At 62.1% G+C, this 21,095-nt stretch carries 21 protein-coding genes and 3 pseudogenes; all 24 read left to right on the top strand.

Features of this window, described 5'->3' with window-relative positions; genetic code table 11:
- The first annotated feature begins 32 nt into the window (after positions 1-32).
- The 24 genes and pseudogenes from pyrR (at position 33) to IPP35_10440 (ending at position 21,095) form a co-directional block, all read left to right on the top strand.
- Positions 33-593, top strand: a complete 561-nt coding sequence (gene pyrR / locus IPP35_10325; GenBank protein MBL0059482.1) for a bifunctional pyr operon transcriptional regulator/uracil phosphoribosyltransferase PyrR — start codon at positions 33-35, stop codon at positions 591-593.
- The gene (locus IPP35_10330) at positions 590-1,579 is read left to right on the top strand and encodes an aspartate carbamoyltransferase catalytic subunit (protein MBL0059483.1); all 990 of its coding nucleotides are present in this window, start codon (positions 590-592) and stop codon (positions 1,577-1,579) included. The genes pyrR and IPP35_10330 overlap by 4 nt, the downstream gene beginning before the upstream one ends.
- Positions 1,576-2,901, top strand: a complete 1,326-nt coding sequence (locus IPP35_10335; GenBank protein MBL0059484.1) for a dihydroorotase — start codon at positions 1,576-1,578, stop codon at positions 2,899-2,901. The genes IPP35_10330 and IPP35_10335 overlap by 4 nt, the downstream gene beginning before the upstream one ends.
- Before the next feature lie 15 nt (positions 2,902-2,916).
- Positions 2,917-4,005: a quinone-dependent dihydroorotate dehydrogenase gene (locus IPP35_10340; GenBank protein MBL0059485.1), complete on the top strand. Its 1,089-nt coding sequence runs from the start codon at positions 2,917-2,919 to the stop codon at positions 4,003-4,005.
- Entirely contained in the window at positions 4,002-4,697 is a 696-nt protein-coding gene (gene pyrF, locus IPP35_10345; protein ID MBL0059486.1) for an orotidine-5'-phosphate decarboxylase, read from the top strand. Before IPP35_10340 ends, pyrF begins: the two co-directional genes overlap by 4 nt.
- 2 nt (positions 4,698-4,699) lie before the next feature.
- Positions 4,700-5,137, top strand: coding sequence for a DUF4870 domain-containing protein (locus IPP35_10350; GenBank protein ID MBL0059487.1), 438 nt, complete (start codon positions 4,700-4,702; stop codon positions 5,135-5,137).
- Positions 5,134-5,658: an orotate phosphoribosyltransferase gene (pyrE, locus tag IPP35_10355; GenBank protein MBL0059488.1), complete on the top strand. Its 525-nt coding sequence runs from the start codon at positions 5,134-5,136 to the stop codon at positions 5,656-5,658. Before IPP35_10350 ends, pyrE begins: the two co-directional genes overlap by 4 nt.
- Before the next feature lie 2 nt (positions 5,659-5,660).
- Positions 5,661-6,631: pseudogene (locus IPP35_10360) on the top strand (phosphoribosylformylglycinamidine cyclo-ligase).
- Positions 6,632-6,635: 4 nt separating this feature from the next.
- Positions 6,636-7,217 (top strand): NAD(P)H-dependent oxidoreductase, encoded by a 582-nt coding sequence (locus IPP35_10365; GenBank protein MBL0059489.1) that lies wholly within the window; start codon positions 6,636-6,638, stop codon positions 7,215-7,217.
- Positions 7,218-7,238: 21 nt separating this feature from the next.
- Positions 7,239-7,853 (top strand): phosphoribosylglycinamide formyltransferase, encoded by a 615-nt coding sequence (gene purN, locus IPP35_10370; protein MBL0059490.1) that lies wholly within the window; start codon positions 7,239-7,241, stop codon positions 7,851-7,853.
- Positions 7,850-9,167: pseudogene (locus IPP35_10375) on the top strand (adenylosuccinate lyase). The gene purN and the pseudogene IPP35_10375 overlap by 4 nt, the downstream one beginning before the upstream one ends.
- 4 nt (positions 9,168-9,171) lie before the next feature.
- A complete protein-coding gene (locus tag IPP35_10380; protein MBL0059491.1) occupies positions 9,172-10,008 on the top strand; it encodes a hypothetical protein in 837 nt (278 codons plus the stop codon).
- Positions 10,009-10,014: 6 nt separating this feature from the next.
- Positions 10,015-10,881, top strand: a complete 867-nt coding sequence (locus IPP35_10385) for a hypothetical protein (protein MBL0059492.1) — start codon at positions 10,015-10,017, stop codon at positions 10,879-10,881.
- Positions 10,882-10,921: 40 nt separating this feature from the next.
- Positions 10,922-11,257, top strand: coding sequence for a hypothetical protein (locus IPP35_10390; GenBank protein MBL0059493.1), 336 nt, complete (start codon positions 10,922-10,924; stop codon positions 11,255-11,257).
- On the top strand, positions 11,250-11,516 hold the full coding sequence (locus IPP35_10395; protein ID MBL0059494.1) for a YtxH domain-containing protein: 267 nt from the start codon (positions 11,250-11,252) through the stop codon (positions 11,514-11,516). Before IPP35_10390 ends, IPP35_10395 begins: the two co-directional genes overlap by 8 nt.
- Positions 11,516-12,094: a cyclic nucleotide-binding domain-containing protein gene (locus IPP35_10400; GenBank protein MBL0059495.1), complete on the top strand. Its 579-nt coding sequence runs from the start codon at positions 11,516-11,518 to the stop codon at positions 12,092-12,094. The genes IPP35_10395 and IPP35_10400 overlap by 1 nt, the downstream gene beginning before the upstream one ends.
- Positions 12,091-13,209, top strand: coding sequence for an AI-2E family transporter (locus IPP35_10405; protein ID MBL0059496.1), 1,119 nt, complete (start codon positions 12,091-12,093; stop codon positions 13,207-13,209). The genes IPP35_10400 and IPP35_10405 overlap by 4 nt, the downstream gene beginning before the upstream one ends.
- Before the next feature lie 409 nt (positions 13,210-13,618).
- Complete coding sequence (gene rho, locus IPP35_10410) at positions 13,619-14,977, top strand: transcription termination factor Rho (GenBank protein MBL0059497.1); 1,359 nt, start codon at positions 13,619-13,621, stop codon at positions 14,975-14,977.
- Positions 14,978-15,018: 41 nt separating this feature from the next.
- The gene (locus IPP35_10415) at positions 15,019-15,963 is read left to right on the top strand and encodes a M23 family metallopeptidase (GenBank protein ID MBL0059498.1); all 945 of its coding nucleotides are present in this window, start codon (positions 15,019-15,021) and stop codon (positions 15,961-15,963) included.
- A gap of 76 nt (positions 15,964-16,039) precedes the next feature.
- Positions 16,040-16,411, top strand: a complete 372-nt coding sequence (rpmE, locus tag IPP35_10420; protein MBL0059499.1) for a 50S ribosomal protein L31 — start codon at positions 16,040-16,042, stop codon at positions 16,409-16,411.
- 54 nt (positions 16,412-16,465) lie between these two features.
- Positions 16,466-17,530 carry a peptide chain release factor 1 gene (gene prfA, locus IPP35_10425; GenBank protein MBL0059500.1) on the top strand — a complete coding sequence of 355 codons (1,065 nt, stop codon included), beginning with the start codon at positions 16,466-16,468 and terminating at the stop codon, positions 17,528-17,530.
- Complete coding sequence (gene prmC / locus IPP35_10430; GenBank protein MBL0059501.1) at positions 17,527-18,411, top strand: peptide chain release factor N(5)-glutamine methyltransferase; 885 nt, start codon at positions 17,527-17,529, stop codon at positions 18,409-18,411. Before prfA ends, prmC begins: the two co-directional genes overlap by 4 nt.
- A 5-nt stretch (positions 18,412-18,416) precedes the next feature.
- A pseudogene (gene murA, locus IPP35_10435) lies at positions 18,417-19,665 on the top strand (UDP-N-acetylglucosamine 1-carboxyvinyltransferase).
- Positions 19,662-21,095 (top strand): transglycosylase SLT domain-containing protein, encoded by a 1,434-nt coding sequence (locus tag IPP35_10440; protein MBL0059502.1) that lies wholly within the window; start codon positions 19,662-19,664, stop codon positions 21,093-21,095. The pseudogene murA and the gene IPP35_10440 overlap by 4 nt, the downstream one beginning before the upstream one ends.

Genomic DNA, 21,095 nt, shown 5'->3' on the forward strand with positions numbered 1-21,095 from the left:
GGAAAAAAAAATAGATAATGGGGACGACGCCTATGTCCGCCAAACGACTTCACAACGAAACCGAGATCCGGTCCGCCCTGCGCGACATCGCGCTGAACATCGCCACCCGTGTGGCGGCCCCGAAAAGCCAATGGGCTCTGGTGGGTATTCACCGGCGCGGCGTTCCCCTGGCGCACCGCCTGGCGGCGGCACTGGAGGAACGGAGCGTTCCGGCGCTTCCCGTGGGGAGCCTGGACATCACTTTTTACCGGGATGACGCAGGCGAGACGCCCCTCAACCCCGTCGTACAGGAGACGGACCTCCCCTTTGACGTTTCGGGCAAAGTGGTCTTCTTGGTGGACGACGTGCTCTTTACGGGACGCACGATCCGGTGCGCCCTGGACGAACTGATGGATTTTGGTCGGCCGGCGCGGGTCTATTTGGTCGCCCTGTTGGACCGGGGCCACCGGGAACTTCCGATCCAGGCCGATTTCGTGGGCAAAACGATTCCCACGGAACGCGACGAGCGGGTGGACGTCCACCTGACGGAAATCGACGGAGAAGACGCCGTCTGGCTGTCTCCGCCGGGCGAACGGAGCGACCGGAAACGATGAAAGACCTCCTGGGTTTGGAATCGCTTTCCGCCGCGCAAATCGGCTACATTTTGGACGTGGCGCGGCCCATGAAAAGCCTGTTCACCCGGTCTATCAAAAAAGTCCCGGTGCTTCGAGGGAAAACGGTCGCTCTCCTCTTTTTCGAAGCCTCCACCCGCACGCGCAGTTCCTTTGAGCTCGCGGCCAAACGGCTCTCCGCGGACACGCTTTCCTTCACCGCTTCCACCAGTTCCGTCACCAAGGGGGAGTCGCTTCTGGACACCGCCAAGACCTACGAGGCCATGAAAGTGGATTTCCTCGTGATGCGCCATTCGGCTTCCGGCGCTCCGGCGCTGGTGGCCCCGGAAGTCAAGGCTCACGTGATCAATGCCGGGGACGGTTCCCACGAACATCCCACCCAGGGGCTCTTGGACCTCTTCACGATTTTGGAAAAGAAAAGAAAAATGGAGGGCCTGCGCGTGGTCATCCTGGGGGACATCCTCCATTCCCGCGTGGCGCGGTCCAACCTCTGGGGGTTGACGAAACTCGGGGCCCACGTGACGGTGTGCGGACCGGCCACCTTGATCCCGCCGGGGCTTCCGGAAATTTTCGGGCCCAGCGTGTCGGTGTCGACGGACCTGGACGAAGCCTTGGACGGAGCCGATGTCATCAACGTGCTCCGCCTCCAGCGCGAGCGCCAACAGGGCGACTACTTCCCCACCGTGCGGGAATACACGGAACTTTTCGGACTGACCACCGAACGGTTAAGGCGTGCCAAGCCCGACTGCCTGGTTCTCCACCCTGGGCCCATGAACCGGGGTCTGGAGATTTCGTCCGAAGTGGCCGACGGGCCGCGGTCACAGATCCTCGAACAGGTGACGAACGGCATCGCTGTGCGCATGGCCGTGCTTCACCTTTTTTCCGGTCCCGATGGATTGCCGTCGGTGATACCGGACAGCCAACGGACGGCCAAGGCCGTTCAGACCACCTTCAAGGCCCTCTCATGAACGCTCCCCTCGTTCCGCCGTCCGCGCCTTTCCTCATTAAAGGAGGCCGCCTCGTGGACCCGGCCCACCACCGCGACGAGGTTTTGGACCTTTTGGTGGAAAACGGCAAGGTGGCCCGGCTGGGAAAATCCCTCGCGCTTCCTCCCGGCGGCACGGTGTTGGACGCCAAGGGGATGATCGTCGCCCCGGGCCTCGTGGACATCCACGTCCATCTTCGGGAGCCCGGGAACGAAGGGGCCGAAACCATCGAGTCGGGAACCTTGGCGGCCGCGGCCGGCGGGGTGACGAGCGTGGTCGCGATGCCCAACACGAATCCGCCCATCGACAGCGGCACGGGAATCCGGTTCGTCCTCCGGCGCGCGGCCGAAACGGCCCACGTGCGGGTGTGGCCTTCGGGTTCCATCACCCTGGGCCGCGCCGGGGAAAAGTTGGCCGAGATCGGCGGGATGGTCCAGGCCGGCGCCGTGGCCGTGACGGACGACGGGAATTCCGTTCCCGACACGCAACTCCTCCGGCGGGCCTTGGACTACGCCAAGATGTTCGAGGTAACGGTGATCGAACACGCCGAAGACAAATCTCTGATGGGTGACGGGGTCATGAACGAAGGCGCTCTGGCCACGCGGCTGGGCTACAAGGGCATTCCCCGCCAATCCGAGTCCATCGCGGCGGCCAGGAACATCGCCTTGGCGGAACTGACCGGCGCCCATCTCCATTTGACGCACATCTCGACCCGGGAAACCGTGGACCTCGTCCGCCGGGCCAAAAAGAAGGGGCTCCGCGTGACGGCGGACTGCACGCCGCACCATTTCACTTTGACGGAAGAGGCCGTGGTTCGTTGCGGAACCAACGCCAAGATGAACCCTCCGCTTCGGGGCGACGACGACCGCCGGGCCTTGGTAGAAGGGTTGGCGGACGGGACCATCGACGCCATCGCCACCGACCACGCCCCGCACACCCGGGCCTCCAAAGAACAGGAATTTTCCGCCGCTCCCTTCGGGGTGATCGGGCTGGAAACGCTCTTGCCCCTGACCGTCACCCAACTGATCGAGCCCGGTCATCTCTCCTGGATGGAGGCGATCCGTCGCCTGGCCACCAACCCCGCCAAGATCCTCAGCCTTCCCGTGGGCCACCTGGGGGAGGGCGCGCCGGCGGACCTCGTGGTCATCGATCCCGCCGAGGAGCGGACCGTGACGGGGTTCAGTTCGCGGAGCCAAAATTCACCGTTTTTAGGATGGACCCTTCGCGGGTTTCCTCAACTGGTCCTGGTGGAGGGACGGGTGATCCTCCGCCGCGAAGCGGTTCGGGTCGCGGCCTCGTCCTAAGTGGGCCTGGGCGCGCTGTTTTACCGGAAACTCCTCCGGCCGGCGCTCTTTCTTCTCGCTCCTGAAACCGCCCACGGCGTGGCCGTGGCGATCCTCCAGGCGGCCGCGCCAGTGGCGGGGTGGGGACGGCCTTTTTTTAAAACCGACGATCCCCGGGGTGTCGTGGTGCTGGGGACCGGCGCCGACGCGCTCCGTTTTTCCAATCCCGTCGGGTTGGCCGCCGGGTTCGACAAGGACGGGGAAGCCCTGGCCGCGCTGGCGTCCCTGGGATTCGGGTTCATCGAGGTCGGAACCGTGACCCCTCGACCCCAGCCCGGAAACCCGAAACCCCGGCTGTTTCGTTTTCCGAATCAGCGGGCCCTGGTGAACCGGTTGGGGTTCAACAACGCCGGGGCCGAGGCGCTGGCCCGACGATTGGGGCGCGGTCCGCGTTTGGGCATCCCGCTGGGGATCAACATCGGGAAAAACAAGGACACGCCCAACGATCGGGCGGTGGACGATTATTTGTTTTGCTTGGACCGGCTTTTTGATTTCGCCGACTTTTTCATCGTGAATGTCAGTTCTCCCAATACTCCCGGCCTCCGATCGCTTCAGTCGGCCGACGTGTTGGAACCGCTCTTGACCGCTCTTCGCCGTCGGGCGGCGGCGTTGAGAGAGGAGCGACGAAAGCCCAAACGCCCCCTCCTTTTCGTCAAGCTGTCTCCCGACGAGACCGATTATGCGGATAGGGTGGAAACCGTGGTCCGGTCGGGTTTCGATGGAATCGTGGCCACGAACACGTCTCGAAACCGCGCCGGGCTCCCGGCCGAAGCTCCCCCCGAGGGGGGGATGAGCGGGGCCCCGCTCCTTGACCTTTCGACGGAAGCCCTCCGGAAAATCGCCCGGGCGTCCCGGGGCCGATTGGCCTTGATTGGCGTGGGGGGGATCTTTCAGGGGGAGGACGCATTGGAAAAGGTGATGGCCGGGGCCTCGCTCGTGGAACTCTACACCGGTTTCGTCTACGGCGGGCCGGGAACGGCCAAGGCGGTGGCGCGGCGGCTTCCTCGCTTGACCGCCCGGGCCGGGTTCCGCACGGTTCAGGAGGCGGTGGGGAAAGGATTATGAAATCAAGGGAACTGATCGTGGCGTTGGATCTGGAGGGGGAGGAGGCCCGGGGGCTGGTCCGCCGCCTGGGTCCCGCGGTGGATTTTTATAAGGTTCCCCCGGCGGCGACGCTGAACGATCCGCGGTTGATCGGCTGGCTTCTGGCCCGAAAAAAACGGGTGTTTCTCGACTGCAAGTGGTTCGATATCCCCACCCAGGTCCGCCGTTCCGTGGAGGCGGCGGGGCGGTTGGGCGTGACGGCGGTCACCCTTCACGCCGGGGCGGGAAGGGCCGTGATGTCGGCCGCCTTGTCCGCGCGGCCGCGGCCCCTGGTGTGGGGCGTCACGGTCTTGACGAGTTTCGGGTCGGAAGATTTGAGGGAGGTGGGCCTTCGGGTCCTTCCCTCCGTTCAGGTTCTTCGGTTGGCCCGTTTGGCCCAGCGCGCGGGGCTGGACGGGTTGGTCTGTTCTCCTCAAGAGGTGGCTTCGCTCCGAAGGGCGGGGATCCGCCTGCCGCTCGTCACTCCGGGCATTCAATTCGGGGGGCTCGTGGGCGCGGACCAAAAACGCACGGCCACTCCGGAGAAGGCCTGGGGGGCCGGGGCCAACCACCTGGTGGTGGGGCGAAGCATTTTGGAGGCGCCGGATCCCGCCCAGGTGGCTCGGGAAATCCTAGAATTAGGCCGCCGCGGTTCACGAAAAGCGAAAGGATGACCATGGACCCGAACCTTCCTGAAGTTCGAATTCAAGATGATTTTCACCTCTGGGCGCTTTTTTGCCACCTGAGCATCTTTCTGTCCATCGTCATCCCCTTGGCCAATTACATTGTTCCGTTGGTCCTCTGGCTTTTGAAACGGAAAGAGTCTCCCTTGGTGGACCACCACGGAAAGGAATCCATCAATTTCCAGATTTCCATGCTGATCTACGGCATGGGAATCCTGGTTTTTCTCGCTTTCAGCATTCTGCCGTGGATATTCCTGAAATCAAAAATGACTCTGGCCCTGGCGGGGCTTCTTTCTTTGCCGGTCCTGGCGAGCATCACGGCGGGACTGGTTTTGATTTTAGCGGGCATCATTCTTCCCATCGTCGCCGGAATCAAGGCGTTTCATCGGGAAGATTACCGTTACCCGGCTATTTTGCGGTTCGTTAAATGAGGAGCCTTCCCTCGCGCGTGTACTCGCTCTGCAATTTGAAGGGGTCTTTCAAACTCAGGAGCGGACAGGTTTCCAACGAATATTTCGACAAGTATCTTTTTGAATCCCAGCCGGAGGTCTTGCGGGAAATCGCCGAGGGGCTCCGGTCTCGGATCCCTCCGGGGACCGAGGTCTTGGCGGGCTTGGAGATGGGCGGGATTCCGGTGGCGACCGCGCTGTCCCTGGCGTCCGGTTTGCCGGTGGTGTTCGTGCGGAAAAAAGCCAAGGACTATGGGACCTGCAAGGTGGCCGAGGGGGCGGACGTGACGGGGCGGAAGGTTCTGGTCATTGAGGACGTGGTCACCATGGGCGGAGCGGTCATCGAGGGTGTTCGGGCCCTGCGGGAGCGTGGGGCCGCCATCGACACGGTGCTGTGCGTGATCGACCGGGAATCCGGCGGCGCGGAAACTTTGAAAAATTCGGGACTCACCTTAAAGCCCCTCTTCACGGCGACGGAACTGCGAAAGGCGGCGGGAGAATAATCATGGCGAAGAAAACCGCATGGACGTATAAAAAAGCCGGCGTGGACATCGAGGCGGGGGACGCTCTCGTGGATCGGATCAAGAAACGGCTTCCCGCCATCGGCGATTTCGCGGGGCTCTTTCCGTTCCCTTCCGGCCTGAAGAAACCCTATCTGGTGGGTTGCACGGACGGGGTGGGGACGAAACTAAAAATCGCCCAGGAATTGGACGGCCATGACACCATCGGCATCGACCTCGTGGCCATGAACGTCAACGACCTGATCTGCACCGGCGCGCGTCCGCTTTTCTTCCTGGACTATTTCGCCACGGGCCATTTGGACGTGGGAGTGGCCGAACGGGTGATCGACGGGATGATCGACGGTTGCAAACAAGCCGGTTGCGCATTGATCGGGGCGAAACGGCGGAAATGCCCGGGTTCCACAAACCGGGGGAATACGACCTGGCCGGTTTTTCCGTCGGCGTGGTCGACGAGCCGGACCGCGTCCGAAACGAGAAAATCAAGCCCGGCGACGTCCTCCTGGGCCTCCCCAGTTCGGGGGTCCACTCCAACGGCTATTCGCTGGTGCGGGTTCTCTTTCGCGGCGCCGACTTAAAAAAGTGGGGGCCCGCGCTTTTGGCGCCCACGAAAATTTACGTCAAGCCGGTTCTCGCCGCCTTAAAAAAGTTTCCGGGCGCCATCAAGGGCGTCGCCCATATCACCGGCGGCGGGCTTTTGGAGAACGTGCCCCGGTTCCTGCCGAGAAATTGCGACGCGGCTTTTCATCTCGCGACCTGGCCCATGCCCGAGGTCTTCAACGAAATCCGCCGACGGGGGAACGTGTCGGATACCGAGATGTACCGAACCTTCAACATGGGTCTCGGCCTGGTGCTGGCCGTGGACCGGTCGAAAGCCGACGCCGTTCAAAAGGCCCTGGCTCCTTGCTTTCACGTGGGCCGCGTCGAGAAAGGCGCGCGCGCGGTGCGCTTTCTCTAAGGCGATCGTGAAGCGCATCTTTCTCCTGCTGGGGCATCCGGACACCCGAAGTTTCTGCGGGGCCCTGGCCGATATGTACGAAGCCGGGGCCCGGTCGGCGGGGATGGAGGTCCGGCGGTTGAATTTGGGCGAGCTCGCTTTCGATCCCATCCTTCGGCGGGGGTTCAAGGGCGACCAGGCGCTGGAGCCCGATCTGGTCCGCGCCCAGGAGGCCATCGCCTGGTGCACCCATTGGGTTCTGGTCTATCCCACCTGGTGGGGTTCCTTTCCCGCCCTGTTGAAAGGTTTTTTTGATCGCGTCCTTTTACCGGGGTTCGCCTTTAACTACCGTCCCAACAGTTCCCGATGGGACCGTTTTTTGGGCGGGCGGAGCGGGCGGCTTTTCATCACCTCGGACGCTCCGGCGATTTGGACGAGCCTGGTGTACCGCGGCGCGCCGGCCCAAGTGGTGAAAAAGGCCGTCCTTGATTTCTGCGGGGTGCGGCCGGTGAAGACGACCTGGTTCCACGGTTTGCGCCGGTCCAGCGACCGGCGGCGGGCCGCCTGGCTGAAAGAGACCCGCCGGTTGGGCGAGGCCGGCGCGTGAGAACCGGCGCGGGGTTTTCCCGTGCCTGAGGCGGAGCTGGGGATCGGCGTTCTGGCTTCCGGCGGAGGATCGAATTTTGAGTCGTTGGCCCGCGCCTGCCGGGACGCCCGGATCCCCGGAGCCGCGGTCCGGCTCCTCATCGTCAACAAAGCGGGGGTCGGCGCCCTGGATCGCGCGGCGCGCCTGGGGATCGAGGCCATGGTTCTGAGTCCGAAGGATTTCGCGACCCGCGAAGTTTACTTTGAGCGGATCGCCCGGGAACTGGAGTCCCGGGGCGTTCGGTTGGTCTGCCTGGCGGGGTTTCTCCTGAAAGTCGAGCCTCTTCTGGTCCATCGTTTTCCGGGGCGGATGGTGAACATTCATCCGGCGCTTTTGCCAAAATATGGAGGCCGGGGGATGTTCGGGCACCATGTCCACGAGGCGGTGTTGAACGCGGGCGACGCCGAATCCGGTTGCACCGTGCATGGGGTGGACGAAGAGTTCGACCACGGCCCGGTCCTGGCCCAGGCGCGGGTGCCCGTCCTTCCCGGCGACACGGCGGAGACCCTGGCCGCCCGCGTGCTGAAAGAGGAACATCGAATTTATCCGGAGGCGGTCCGCGACCTGGTCCTTCGACTGAAAAAGGAGATCGCATGATTCCCCGTTACACTCGACCCGACATGGCGGCCTTGTGGACCGACGAGTTTCGCTGGAAAACGATCCTCGAGATCGAACTTTTGGCCGCCGCGGCCTACGCCCGGTCGCCGGAAGACCGGCGCGCGGTGCGCGTCTTGCGCCGGAAGGCGCGAGTGAACGTGCGCCGGATCCTGGCCATCGAAAAGACGACGAAACATGATGTGATCGCTTTTTTGACCCAGATCGAGGAACAAGCCGGGCCGGCCGCCCGGATCCTCCATCGGGGACTGACCTCCTCGGATGTCCTCGACACGGCCTTGGCCGTGCAAATGACGAAATCCCTGGACCTTCTGGCGACGGGTCTCCGGAAACTAATGGTCCCCGTCAAACGACTCGCCCTGGCCCACGCGAGAACGCCTCTCATGGGGCGGAGCCACGGCGTTCACGGAGAACCCATCACCTTCGGGTTCAAGGTCGCCGGTTGGTACGCGGAGCTGAAACGGAACCTGACCCGCCTTGGCGCGGCCCGGCACGAAGTGGCCTTCGGCCAACTTTCCGGAGCCATGGGAAACTTCGCCCATTTGGATCCATCCGTGGAGGCCGCGGTCTGCAGAAAATTAGGTCTTCGGCCGGAACCGGCCTCCACCCAAGTGATTCCCCGGGACCGCCACGCCGTCTTCATCCAAACCATCGCGTTGGCGGGGGCCGCCCTGGAGCGGATCGCCACCGAGATCCGCCATCTCCAGCGCACTGAAGTACTGGAAGTGGAGGAGCCGTTCACCAAGGGGCAAAAAGGGTCCAGCGCCATGCCCCACAAACGGAACCCCGTGGCGTCCGAAAATGTGCGGGTTGGCCCGTCTTCTTCGTTCCCACACGATCCCCGCGCTGGAAAATATCTCTCTTTGGCATGAGCGGGATATCTCCCATTCTTCCGTCGAACGCGTGATCCTTCCGGACGCGGCGGTGACCCTGGACTATATGTTTCATCGGATGACCGGCGTTTTGGAAGGGCTCCAGGTTTACCCCGATCGGATGAAGGCCAACATGGCCAAAACCGCCGACCTCGTTTGTTCCCAACGGGTGGTGGTCGCGCTGACCAAGAAGGGCCTCCCCAAGCAAGAGGCCTACGAGCTTGTGCAAGCCCACGCGCTCCGGGCGTGGACCGAAGGGGTTCCCTTTCGCCCCGCGGTGGAAGCCGACGGGCGCATTCGGTCCAGCCTCGCCCCCCGGGAGCTGGACGCCTGTTTCGACCTCGCCCCGTTTCATCGACACACGAGGGCCGTTCTTCGGCGTGCGCTTTCCTCATTCCGAATCCGCCGCGGTCGGGCCTCCTAATCCCATGGAACACGACTATTACCAATTCAGGCACCTGTCCGTGGACGACGCCGTTCTGTTCGGTTTCAACGCGTGGACAGCGCGCATGGCGGTGTGGCTTGCCTGCGGGATCGCGCTGGGTCCCGTCCACCATGTATTGCTGAACGCTTTGGGGGAAAAAGGCTACGTGTCGCTCTTCGTACGGATTCTCGAGGCCCTTCTCCTTTCCGCCCTCCCCCTCCAAGTCGCCTCTCGCGCCGCGACGGAGTATCAAGAGGAAAAGGATGGCGGGTTTTGGGGTTTAGTTCGGCCGGGAAACTTGGTGGTCTTGGCATTGTGCATTTACACCCTGTTTTTCTTGGCCCTGGTCGGCGCGCTATCGATCAACGGGCTGGTGGAGGCGGCTTTTTGGTATTTTTTCAACAACGACGTTAATTTGTTGTGGCGTGACCTTCTGGCCCCCATAAAGGTGTTGCCCTCGATGACCGCCTACCCTCTCTTGATCTTTGGCGGCATGCTCTTCGGGGCCCGTTATTCCTTCATTCCTTTCGTGGCGATCCATGAAGGAGGAGGTTTTTTCAATGCGGTCAAACGCGGGCGGGAATTGGCCCAAGAGTTGGTGTTCGCCATGATTTTTTTGCATGGGGCATTGTTTATCACGGTGAGCTTATCCTTCTTGGTGGCCGCGGTGCTGTCCAACGAAGCCACCCTCCTAAATCGGACCGCGGAGTCCTGCTTGATCACCCTCGCGGTTTCTTTCACGGCCTGCGTCTGGAATCATGCCTACCGACAAGCCTTGTTTTTTGATAAGAAACAGAGAAGGTTGGGTCCGACGGGAAAAACGCTCTTCGTGATCCAGTGAGGGGACATGCCTCGATCTAATTGTCGGTTCCGGACCCTGTCGGTGCAGGACGCCATCTTTTTTGGTTTCTCGATCCTTCTTCCGAATGTTCTCGTTTGGTCGGGGGCGGGAATTTTGGTGGGGGCTCTCCATCACTTCCTGCTGCGTTTTCTGGTGTCCGACGGAGGATCTTTCACGCTGGCGGAGCGGTTGGTGGAGGCCATCCTCATCACGATGTGGCCTCTTTCCATCGCGGTGGGGTCGGCTTCCCTCACCCAGGACGGGGAGAGGCCGTCTCTTCCCCAGGTGCTCAAATTCCACCATATGTTTTCCCTCGCTTTCAGCGTGTTCTCGCTCCTCTTCGTTTCCCTGGGGGGCGCTCTCGTCCTCCAGCAGATCCTGGTCTGGATTTTCCCGGGAGAGGTGAAATCTCTTCCCGCCCTTTTAATGGGGCCCGTTTCGACGTCAGCGGGGATGGCCCTCTATTCCCTGATGATGCTGGGGGGGGGGATCCTGGGGCTGGCCTACGCCTTTGCTCCCTTCGTGGCGTTTCACGAGGGGAAAGAGTTCCTGGAGGCTATGGAACGGAGCCGCCACCTCTCTCGCGAGCTCAAGCTCGAGATGTTTTTCCTTTATGGATTTCTTTTCATAGAGGTGACGCTGGGTTTTTTCACTGTCGCCTTCCTGCCCAAGGAGCCCACCCTCCTGAACCGGGTGGTGGAGTCTCTGGTTCTCTGTTGGACGGTGGGGCTGGGGGGGGCCGTTTGGAACCATGCCTACCGGCAGGCGATCGCGCTGGACGAGTTCATTCCGGACGACGGGGTCCTTCAGGCCCATCGTCGGCACATTGTTCCGGACTCTGCCCTGGATGCAAATATTTCGGAAGAGCCTTGAAAATTAAGCCCATCTCGACCATACTAAAGGGAGGAGACGCATGACCTTACAACTCTACATCGCGATCCTGTTGACTGTCCTCGTTCTGGCCCTGCTGGCCGTGACGGTGGCGCTTGTGTTGGCCTTGGTTCAGATACGCCGGGTCGCCCGCGCCGTTGAACGGCTGGCCCGTCGGGCGGAAGACGAGATGTCTCGGCTGGGCGTGATGGCCGGGACCCTGGGCCAGGTGGCCCTGGGGGTCGCGGGAGGGTTGGGAAAAAAGGCCGCCCTGGGAGTGAGCCTTCTTTACGGCGTCCTCCGTTTTTTTCGCCGCCGCCGGCGCGAAAAAAATGAGTCGGAGGCGGAGAACGAGGATTCAGGAGGCATCCATGACTGAAGAACGTTCGGGGGGGAATACGCTGGCCGTTTTGTTGATCGGGGCGGCGGTGGGGGCGGTGGCGGGCCTTTTTCTCGCGCCGCGAAGCGGCCGGGACACTCGCCGGCGCCTGTCTCATTTTTTGGATCGGTTGGAGGATGGGGGAAAAGACCTGTTGGACGGGGGCCGGGAAGTTCTGGCACGGGGAAAGGACACGGCCCGCAAACTTCGCCGGACGGTCGAGACCGCGGCCCGCGATCTCGAGGATAAGATTTCCTAGTGGACCTCCTGGCGGACCAAGTCCCTTCCCGCCCGGCGACCCTGGTCGGCCGCGTGGGGGCCCGGGTTCGGGCGTCAGCCGAAGCGTTCCTCGGCGACCCGGTCTATCGCCAAAAAATCCATTTTTTCCGAGCCATCATTCTCTTTAAGGATCTGGGTCGTTGGGATTTGGCCCGATTAGTCAAACGGATGATGGAGAAGACCTACGCTCCCGGCGACGTCGTTTTCCAGGAGGGGCATTTGGGGAGGGCGTTCTTCATCGTGGCGGAAGGGCGGGTGGAGGTTCTGCGCCACAACCCGGCCAAAGAAGGTATGGAGCCCGTGGCGGAGTTCGGTCCGGGTGATTTTTTTGGCGAGATGGTTCTCTTGGATGAGTTGCCCCGCTCGGCCACCTGCCGGGCGGTGGAGACCACGCGGCTTTACGTCCTTTATAAGGACCATTTCGACGCTCTGCGCGCGCAGGCTCCTCGGGCGGCGGGGATTATCCTGCACGCGCTGGCGCGCCTTTTGTCCGCACGCCTCCGCCGGGAGCGGCGGTCTTTCCGGTCGTTGGCGGCGGCGAACGACCCCGTCCAATGAACGACCGCCGACAAGAGGGCGGACGGTTTTCCGCCCCTGTGTCGGGCGGGGCGGCCCTGTTCCTGCTGGCGTTGGCCGGCTGGTTCCTCTATGGGGTTCGGGCGGTCCTGACGCCCTTTGTTTTCGCCGCCATCCTCGCCTACCTCCTGAACCCCTTGGTGTCATTCTTAGAAACCCGCGGCGTTCGCCGGGAGAAGGCGGTTTTGGTCCTCTTTATCGGGCTCTTGGCGGCGGCCACGGGTCTGGCCTATTGGGGTCTGGTGGCGTTGTGGCAGGACCTGCCCGACCTTCGAGCCAGTTGGCCGACGTACATGGGCCGGGCCGAGGAGGCCATGCGTAAAATCCAAGCGTCGCTGGAGTTCGAGTGGCCCTATTTTCAACGAACCAAAATTCTGGAACGGACGATCACCGATTCCATGGCGTGGGTCCAGCTCAACCTTTGGCATTCACCGACGGTGGTCACCTCGGTTCTGGTTTTTTTGGTGAACGTGTTTCTGGCGCCTTTCATCGCGTTCTTTTTCCTTCGCGGCGGATCCCGCGCGGCCCAGATGGCGTTGGACGCTTGCCCGGGTTCCTGGGTGGAACGCTTCTTGAGCCTGCTCAATAAGTTCGGGGAGGTTTTGGGAAACTACACGCGCGGCGTGATCTTTGAGTCCTTCCTGGTGGGCGTTCTTTCGGTGGCGGGTCTCCAGTGGCTGGGACTGAACTACGCGGCCCTGATCGGGATTTCCACGGGCGTGGCCAACATGATCCCTTTTTTCGGGCCCGTTCTCGGGGGGGCGTTGGGGGTGGCGGCGGCGGTTTTTCAGTTTTCCAACATGACCGTGGCTCTCCGGGTGGTGGTGCTGTTCATCGTCGTCCACTACATCGACAGTTGGATCCTCCAACCCCTGATCATGAAACGGGCCGTCAATTTGAACCCCGTCACCGTGGTTTTCGCTTTGATGTGCGGGGCCAAGTTGGGCGGCGTGTGGGGCTTGGTGTTCGCGGTCCCCGTGGCCGGTTTGGTCAAGGAAGCCAGCGCGGTGTTCTACGTGTGGTATCGGGCGGAACGCGGCCTGATCGTTCCCTCGAAAGACATTGCCCTGGCCGCCGCCAAACCCTGGATCGTTTAGTTTTTGAACTTGAAGGGTTCTCTGGCCCTTTCTGAGGGGGCGGCGAAATAAAAAGAGCTTCCTTTTCCCTGTTGAAAAAGGGGATCGTGGGTGGGAGGAATGGGTGTTTTCCGTCGACAAATTCCCTCTCCCGCCAGCGGGAGAGGGAAAGCGCTTTCGTGGGCCTCAAAAATATTTTCGCGCGGGTCTTGACAGAGCGCGTCTCGCTTGTATAATGACGTCCGTCCCGTTCCGGGACTCCCGCTGGTCAAGGCCTCCGCGAAAAATTAATCGGACAGAGAAGGGGGCGGCCCTCCTTCTGAAATAAGACCGGGTGAGGCGCGGGTTCGGAACGTCGACCCAAAACCGTTTTGAATCATCGAACCTCCAATCCAATCCGGAATCATTCGACCACCTGAAGGAGTCCTCCATGGACCATCACACCCATCCTCACCCGCATCCCCATTCAAATCCAACCCCGCCCGTCACTCCCGCCGGGAGCAACTCAACGGGGGCCTCCCAGAAAATCCTCAAGGCGGCCATGCTCTCCCGGGCGCCCATGGGGGAACTGATGAAATTGGCGGAGGATCTCAAAGTCTCGATTTCGGGCATGCGCCGCCAGGAAATCATCGCGCGGGTGCTGGAAGCCCAGGCCCGGGAATCCGGGGAATTGGTGCGCCAGGGGGTTTTGGAAATTTTGCAGGACGGTTTCGGCTTTTTGCGTAGTCCGGACTACAATTACCTTTCGGGACCGGACGACATTTATATCAGCCCATCCCAGATCAAGCGGTTCGCCTTGAGAAAAGGAGACACCGTGGCCGGCCAGGTCCGGCCGCCCAAGGACCAGGAACGCTTTTTCGCTCTCCTGCAGGTCCACACCATCAACGGGGATCCAGTGGAGAAGTCCATCCATCGGCCGCTTTTCGACAACCTGACGCCCCTCTATCCCCAAAACCGCATTAATTTGGAGACCAAAAAGGACGAAATCAACACCCGCGTCCTGAACTTGGTGGCCCCCATCGGAAAGGGCCAGCGCGGCCTGATCGTGGCGGCTCCCCGCACCGGCAAGACGATATTCTTACAGAAAATCGCCAACGCGGTTTCGGAAAACCATCCCGAGGTGGATTTGATCGTCCTTCTCATCGATGAGCGGCCGGAGGAAGTGACGGACATGCAGAGGTCCGTTAAAGGCGAGGTCATCAGTTCCACGTTCGATGAGCCGGCCGATCGCCACGTCCAGGTGGCCGAAATGGTGATCGAAAAGGCCAAACGCCAGACGGAGTGCGGCAAGGACGTCGTGATCCTTTTGGATTCCATCACCCGGCTCGCCCGGGCCTACAACACGGTGACGCCGTCCTCGGGACGCGTCCTCTCGGGCGGTTTGGATTCGAACGCGCTCCAGCGGCCCAAACGTTTTTTCGGCGCCGCGCGGAACATCGAGGAAGGCGGCAGTCTCACCATTGTGGCCACTGCCCTGGTGGAGACCGGAAGCCGGATGGACGACGTGATCTTCGAGGAATTTAAGGGCACGGGGAACATGGAAGTGTACCTCGATCGGAAACTCGCCGACCGCCGCGTTTTCCCGGCCATCGACATGCACCGTTCGGGCACCCGAAAAGAGGAACTGTTGTTGACGCCCGACGAACTCAACAAGGTATGGGTCCTCCGAAAAGTCCTCTCCACCATGACGCCCGTGGACGCCATGGAACTCCTGATCGAGAAAGTCTCCGCCACCAAGTCCAACAAAGACTTTCTCCGCGCCATGGAAGTTTCCAGCATCAACAAATAAAACCGTTGAAATTTCGCCGAATTCCGTCTATGCTTAGGGGCGTGAAGAGGCCGACGGATCTATTGCTTTTGGTGATCGTCCTGGCGGCGGTGCTGGTGGGTTCCCTGGCGCCGCTCGGGGGCGCGGCGTTTCAGTTCAGCGCCGGACCGTTGCCTGCCTTTTCCGAATCCCTCCTTTTGTCGGCAGGGCCGGCCGCCACGGGCCCCGCGCCGGAGATCTTTCGGAGCCTCGGGACCCTGGGCCGCGTGGTGGTGGGCCAATACGAAGTTCGCCGCAACGACACCCTGGCCTCCCTGTCCAAAACCTTCGGTTCCGCTCCGGATTTCATCCGAAGCACCAACCATCTGGGCTCGGTCAACCTCTCTCCCGGAAAAACCCTCCTGGTCCACAACGGGCTGGGCATGCTCTACCAGGTCCGGGAAAAGAGCGGCCGACCCGAGAGCATTCAGGAAATCGCGAAGAAATACAATCTTTCCGCCGTCGAAATCGCCCGGGCGAACCGTCTTCCCGGCGTCGCCCTCTTGAGCGATCGATGGCTGGATCCCGGGCGGGTGATATTCCTGCCCAGCGTCCGATTGCGGTTCACCGACTATCTTTTGCCCGTGGCTTGGGTTCCGGGCGAACGGATGATTTCCTCCGGTTTCGGCTATCGGCGCCATCCCATTCTGCACACCCGGCGTTTCCACCAAGGGCTCGATATGCCGCGTCCGGCCCGGTCTCCGGTTCGCGCAGCTCGGGAGGGGACGGTGATTTTCGCCGGTTGGCGGGGTGCTTTCGGGCGGCTGATCATCCTCAAGCACGAGGGGGGGCTCCGGACGTGGTACGGCCATTTGTCTTCGATCGATGTCCAGCCCGGCCAACGGGTGGCGAAAGGGCATTTCATCGGCCGTGTGGGAAGTTCGGGGCTGGCCACGGGACCCCATCTCCATTTCGAGGTGCGGGACCGCTACGGGAACTCGTTAAATCCCAAAAAGTTTCTGTTTTAAGGTATAATGCCGCTTTGAGGCCCCGGACGGGCGTCTCGCCCGATCCGGGTTTTTTTATTGTCCAAGAGAGGCCGACATGAAAGATGGGATCCACCCCTTGTATCAACAAGTCACCGTCGTTTGCGCCTGCGGGAACACCTGGGAAACCCGCTCCACGGCGAAGCAGATCCGTTTGGAAATTTGTTCCAACTGCCATCCGTTCTACACCGGGCGGCAAAAACTGATGGACACCGCGGGCCGCGTCGAGCGCTTTGAGAAGCGTTACGCCGAGACCGGCGGCAAGACCGTCGCCCGCAAGCCCGCGAAAAAGAAAGCGGCCCCCGCGGTCAAACCAGCCGCCAAAAAAGCCGCCAAGGTCCTCACCAGCACTCCGAAACCGGGGACCAAGGCCAAAACCGGAAAGCCCGAGAAACCGGCCAAGACCGAAAAAGTGTCCGCCAAGGCGTAAGGCCTTTTTTATCGGCGAATCTCCCCCTGGCGGGGAGGTTCGCTTGAGGTTCCCGTGAATCCCGCTTTCGATCCGATCGAAGTCCGTTACCACGCCCTGCAGGAACGGTTGGCGGACCCCGTTCTTCAGGGCACTCCGACGTACAACGAGTTGGCCCGGGAATACAAGGGTTTGGAACTGGCCGTGCAGAAAGTGCGCAAGGTCCGCCAGGCTGAAGCCGAAATTCAGCAGGCGGAGGGTTTGCTCTCCTCTTCGGAACCGGACCTGAGGGCCTTGGCCGAGGCGGAGTTAAAAGCGCTCAGGGAACGGGTGGACGGTCTGTCCCGGGAGCTGGAAGATTTCTTGGTGCCCCGGGATCCCCGGGATGGACGAGACGTCATTATTGAAATTCGCGCGGGAACCGGGGGGGACGAAGCGGCGATTTTCGCGGGAGACCTTTTTCGCATGTATTCTCGATACGGGGTCGAACATTCTTTCATCGTGGAGCCCTACGCTTCCTCTCCCTCGGGGCTCGGGGGTTTCAAGGAAATCGTTTTCGGAATCAAGGGACCGGACGCCTACGCCCGCTTCAAACATGAAAGCGGGGTCCATCGGGTTCAGCGGGTTCCCGACACCGAGGCGTCCGGCCGCATCCATACCTCGACGGCCACCGTTGCCGTTCTTCCGGAGGCCGACGAGGTGGAAGTGACCGTCAACCCGGCCGACCTTCGGATCGACACCTACCGCGCCTCCGGCGCCGGGGGCCAACACGTGAACAAGACCGAGTCGGCCATCCGCATCACGCACCTTCCCTCGGGCATTGTCGTCGCCTGCCAGGAAGAGCGTAGCCAGGTGAAAAACAGGGCGCGGGCGTTTTCCATGCTCCGGGCCAAGCTTTACCAATCGGAACGGGACCGGTTGGATGTGGAGCGGCGTGACCTTCGCCGTAGCCAGGTGGGGACGGGGGAACGCACGGAGAAAATCCGAACGTATAATTTTCCCCAAGACCGCGTGACCGACCACCGCATCAATCAAAACTGTCATAACCCCCCGGGCATTCGGGAGGGGCACATGGACGACACCCACGCCGCTCTGTGGGATGCCGAAAAAAAGGAGCGGCTCGCGCGGGTCGAGCCATGAACGTCGTGCTGGAATCGATCCCTTTAACCGTTTCAGAGGCCCTTTTGGAGACGACCCAAAGCCTGGTCGCCGCCGGGTTCTCCAATGGAGAGGGGGAGGCCAAGGAAATGGTGGCCCGGGCCCTGGGCGCGATCCCAAAAACCATGGACCTCCGACGGCCCGACCCCTGGTCGGCGCCTGCCCAAAAGATCCTGAATTCCCTCCTCCGGAGACGCCTCTCCCACGTTCCCTTGGCCCATCTTCTGGGCGAGTGGGACTTTCTGGACCTGACCCTGACCATCACGCCCGACGTGCTGATCCCGCGCCCGGAAACCGAAGAACTCTTTTTGTTGATGGTGCGAATAGTGACCTCCTCCGTCGGATGGGGGGAGGGCGCCTCGCAGGTTTTGTTGGACGTCGGGACGGGGGCCGGCGGTCTGGCCCTTTCCATGGCCCGACGTTGGCCGAAGGCCCAGGTGGTGGCGGTGGACCTTTCGCCGGCCGTCTTGGCCGTGGCCCGGTGGAACGCGCGGCGGCATGGCTTGGAGTCTCGAATCCAGTTTCGAAAAGCGGACCTTTTGTCGGGAGTGGAGGCCGGGACGCTCGATTTGGTGGTGGCCAATTTGCCCTACGTTTCTACGGGAGATTGGGCCGCCCTGTCGCCGGAAGTCCGCCGGGAACCGCGGCTCGCGTTGGACGGCGGCCCGGACGGCCTCGCCTTGATCCGCCGGTTGATTCCTGAGGCGGCGTTCGCGCTCAAGGTGGGAGGCCGGTTGTTCTTGGAGGTTGGGATCGGCCAGTCGGAGGAAGCGGCGGAGGGAATGCGGAACGCGGGTTTTTCTTTCGTTGGGGTGGAGAATGATTTTTCCGGGATCCATCGGTTTGTGTGGGGGGAGCGATGATCCGAATGGACAGTTTCGTCGTCAAGGGGGGGCGCCGGTTGAAGGGAACCGTCCGCGTGTCCGGCTCCAAAAATTCAGCGCTTCCTTGCCTTTTCGCGACGCTTCTGACCGACGAGGTCTGCGTGTTGGAGAATGTGCCCGACCTCCAGGACATCCGGACCGCGTTCCGCCTTCTGGAACGGCTGGGGAAAAAGGTCGACGTTTCCTCTTCAAGGGTCACGGTGAGGAAGCGCGGGGCTCTTCGCGCCCAGGCGCCCTACGATTTGGTCCGTCGGATGCGCGCCAGCGCGGTGGTCATGGGCCCTCTCCTGGCCCGGCTCGGGCGAGCCGAGGTTTCGCTTCCGGGCGGGTGCGCCATCGGCGCGCGGCCCATCAATTTCCACCTCAAAGCCTTCGAGAAAATGGGGGCGCGTATTTCCGTTCACGAAGGGTACATCACGGCCGTGGGCCGGCTCCGGGGAGGGCGGGTTAAACTTCCTTTCCCTAGCGTCGGCGCGACGGAGAATGTTTTGATGGCGGCCACGCTGGCCCGTGGCCGGACGACGATCGAGAACGCGGCCCGCGAACCGGAAATTTCGGACCTGGCGAACCTGTTGACCGGCATGGGGGCGTCGATCGTGGGCGCGGGAACGCCGCGCATCGTCGTTGACGGATCGCCCCGTCTTCACGGGGTTCACCACCGGGTGATCCCGGACCGGATCGAGGCGGGAACGTTTCTGGTGGCGGCGGCCATCACCCGCGGGCGGGTGCGGCTCACGGGGGTGGAACCCGCCCATCTGAAAGCGGTCCTGGACGCGCTCCGGCGGGCGGGCATGGGGCTCACCGTGGATCGGGACGGCGTGGAGGCGAAGTGGGTTCGGCCGCTCACCCCGGTGTCGGTCAAAACCCGGGTCTACCCCGGTTTCCCAACGGACATGCAGGCCCAATGGACGGCGCTCATGGCCGTGACCCCAGGCCGGAGCGTGATCGAGGAGGACATTTTCGAAAACCGATTTTTGCACGCCCAGGAACTTCTTCGCATGAGCGCGCGTCGATATTCGCGGGAGCCGGGCCCACGTGGAAGGCGTCAAACGGTTGTCGGGGTGCCCTCTCATGGTATCGGATTTGCGGGCGGGGGCGGCGTTGGTTCTGGCGGGGTTGGCCGCCCAAGGGACGACTAAGATCCTCCGCGTCTACCACCTGGACCGAGGCTATGAACAGCTTGAAAAAAAATTGCGCGCGTTGGGGGCGGACGTTCGGCGGGTGCCCCAGTGAGACGTCGTTCGTGGCTGGTTGTCTCGGCAGCGGCTCTCGTCCAGGGCCTCGGGGGGGCCCAGGAACCCGCGGGTTCTTCCTCTCCCGTCGCCGGGGCGGTCTTTTCATCCACCGCGCCTTCGTCGGACACGCTCGGGACCCCGCTTCCGGCGACGAACCTGGAGGAAAAACCTTCCTGGCTCCTGCGCGCCGAAAAAAACATGGCGGACGGCGTGGCGGCCGAAACCGCGGGCGACCTCCGCTCGGCCCACCGAAAATACGCCAAGGCGTTGAAACTGATCGCCGAAGGAGCCGATGACGTGACGCTCCTGAGCCTGAGGCCGCAAATTTCGGAGCTCATGGGCCTCGCGGGCCAGGGCGCGGGCCCCGAAATTCCGATCGCCGCCATTCCCCCGCCGGCCGTAAACGACCCGGTTCGAGTGCTGGACCTCTCGGCGTCCCTGCCTCGTACGTCCACCCATTCCTATTCCTTTCGGATCAACGCGGAGGATCCTCTCGTCAAACGGTATGTTGAACTTTATACCGGACCCCTGCGCGGTCGGACCCAGGAGGCTTTTGACCGAATGAGCCGGTATCTGGAAATGGTGAACCGGACGATTGAAGAAGAACAGATGCCGAAGGAACTCGCCTACCTCCCGGTGGTGGAAAGCGAATATCAGCCGTTCGCGGTGTCGCCGGCGGGGGCCGTGGGTCTGTGGCAGTTCATGAGTTCCACGGCGAAATTTGCCGGGCTCAAAATTAACTATTGGATCGACGAGCGGAGGGATCCCGATAAATCCACCCGGGCGGCCATGAAAACCTTAAAGAGCCTTTACGATTGGTTCGACGACTGGTCCCTGGCTTTGGCCGCCTACAACCGGGGTTTATACGGCATCCAACGGGATTTGGAGTTCACTCGGTCGACAAATTTTTCCCTCCTCTCCAGCCGGCAGGGCGTTCCCGTGGAGACGGAGCACTATGTGCCGAAGCTGATGGCCCTCGTCCTGATCGGCGAGAACCCGGCGGCCCATGGGTTTCGGGCTCCTTCCTCGGGGCGCTCTCCGAAACCCGACACGGTGATTCTTGAAAAACCTTTGGACCTAAAAGTGGCGGCGGCCTGCGCGCGGACCACCGAGGCGGTCATCCGGGAACTCAATCCTTCGTTGCGTTTGTGGGTGACGCCGAACAACGAACCGAATTTCGCTTTGAAGGTCCCCCCGGGATCCAAGACCCTGTTTTTGGAAGAACTGGCCAAGGTGAAGGATTGGACGCCTTCGCCGGGTTTCGTCCGCTACACCGTCCAGAAAGGCGACATTTTGGGCCGTATCGCGAAACGTTACCGGACCACGTCGGAGGCGATCCAGCGGGAAAACAAGATCGCTAACCCCAACCGTCTTCGACCCGGAGATAAACTGGTCATCCGACCCGGCCGCGGATTCAAAGGAGAATAA

The sequence above is a fragment of the Elusimicrobiota bacterium genome (assembly GCA_016721625.1).
GTDB lineage: Bacteria > Elusimicrobiota > Elusimicrobia > FEN-1173 > FEN-1173 > JADKHR01.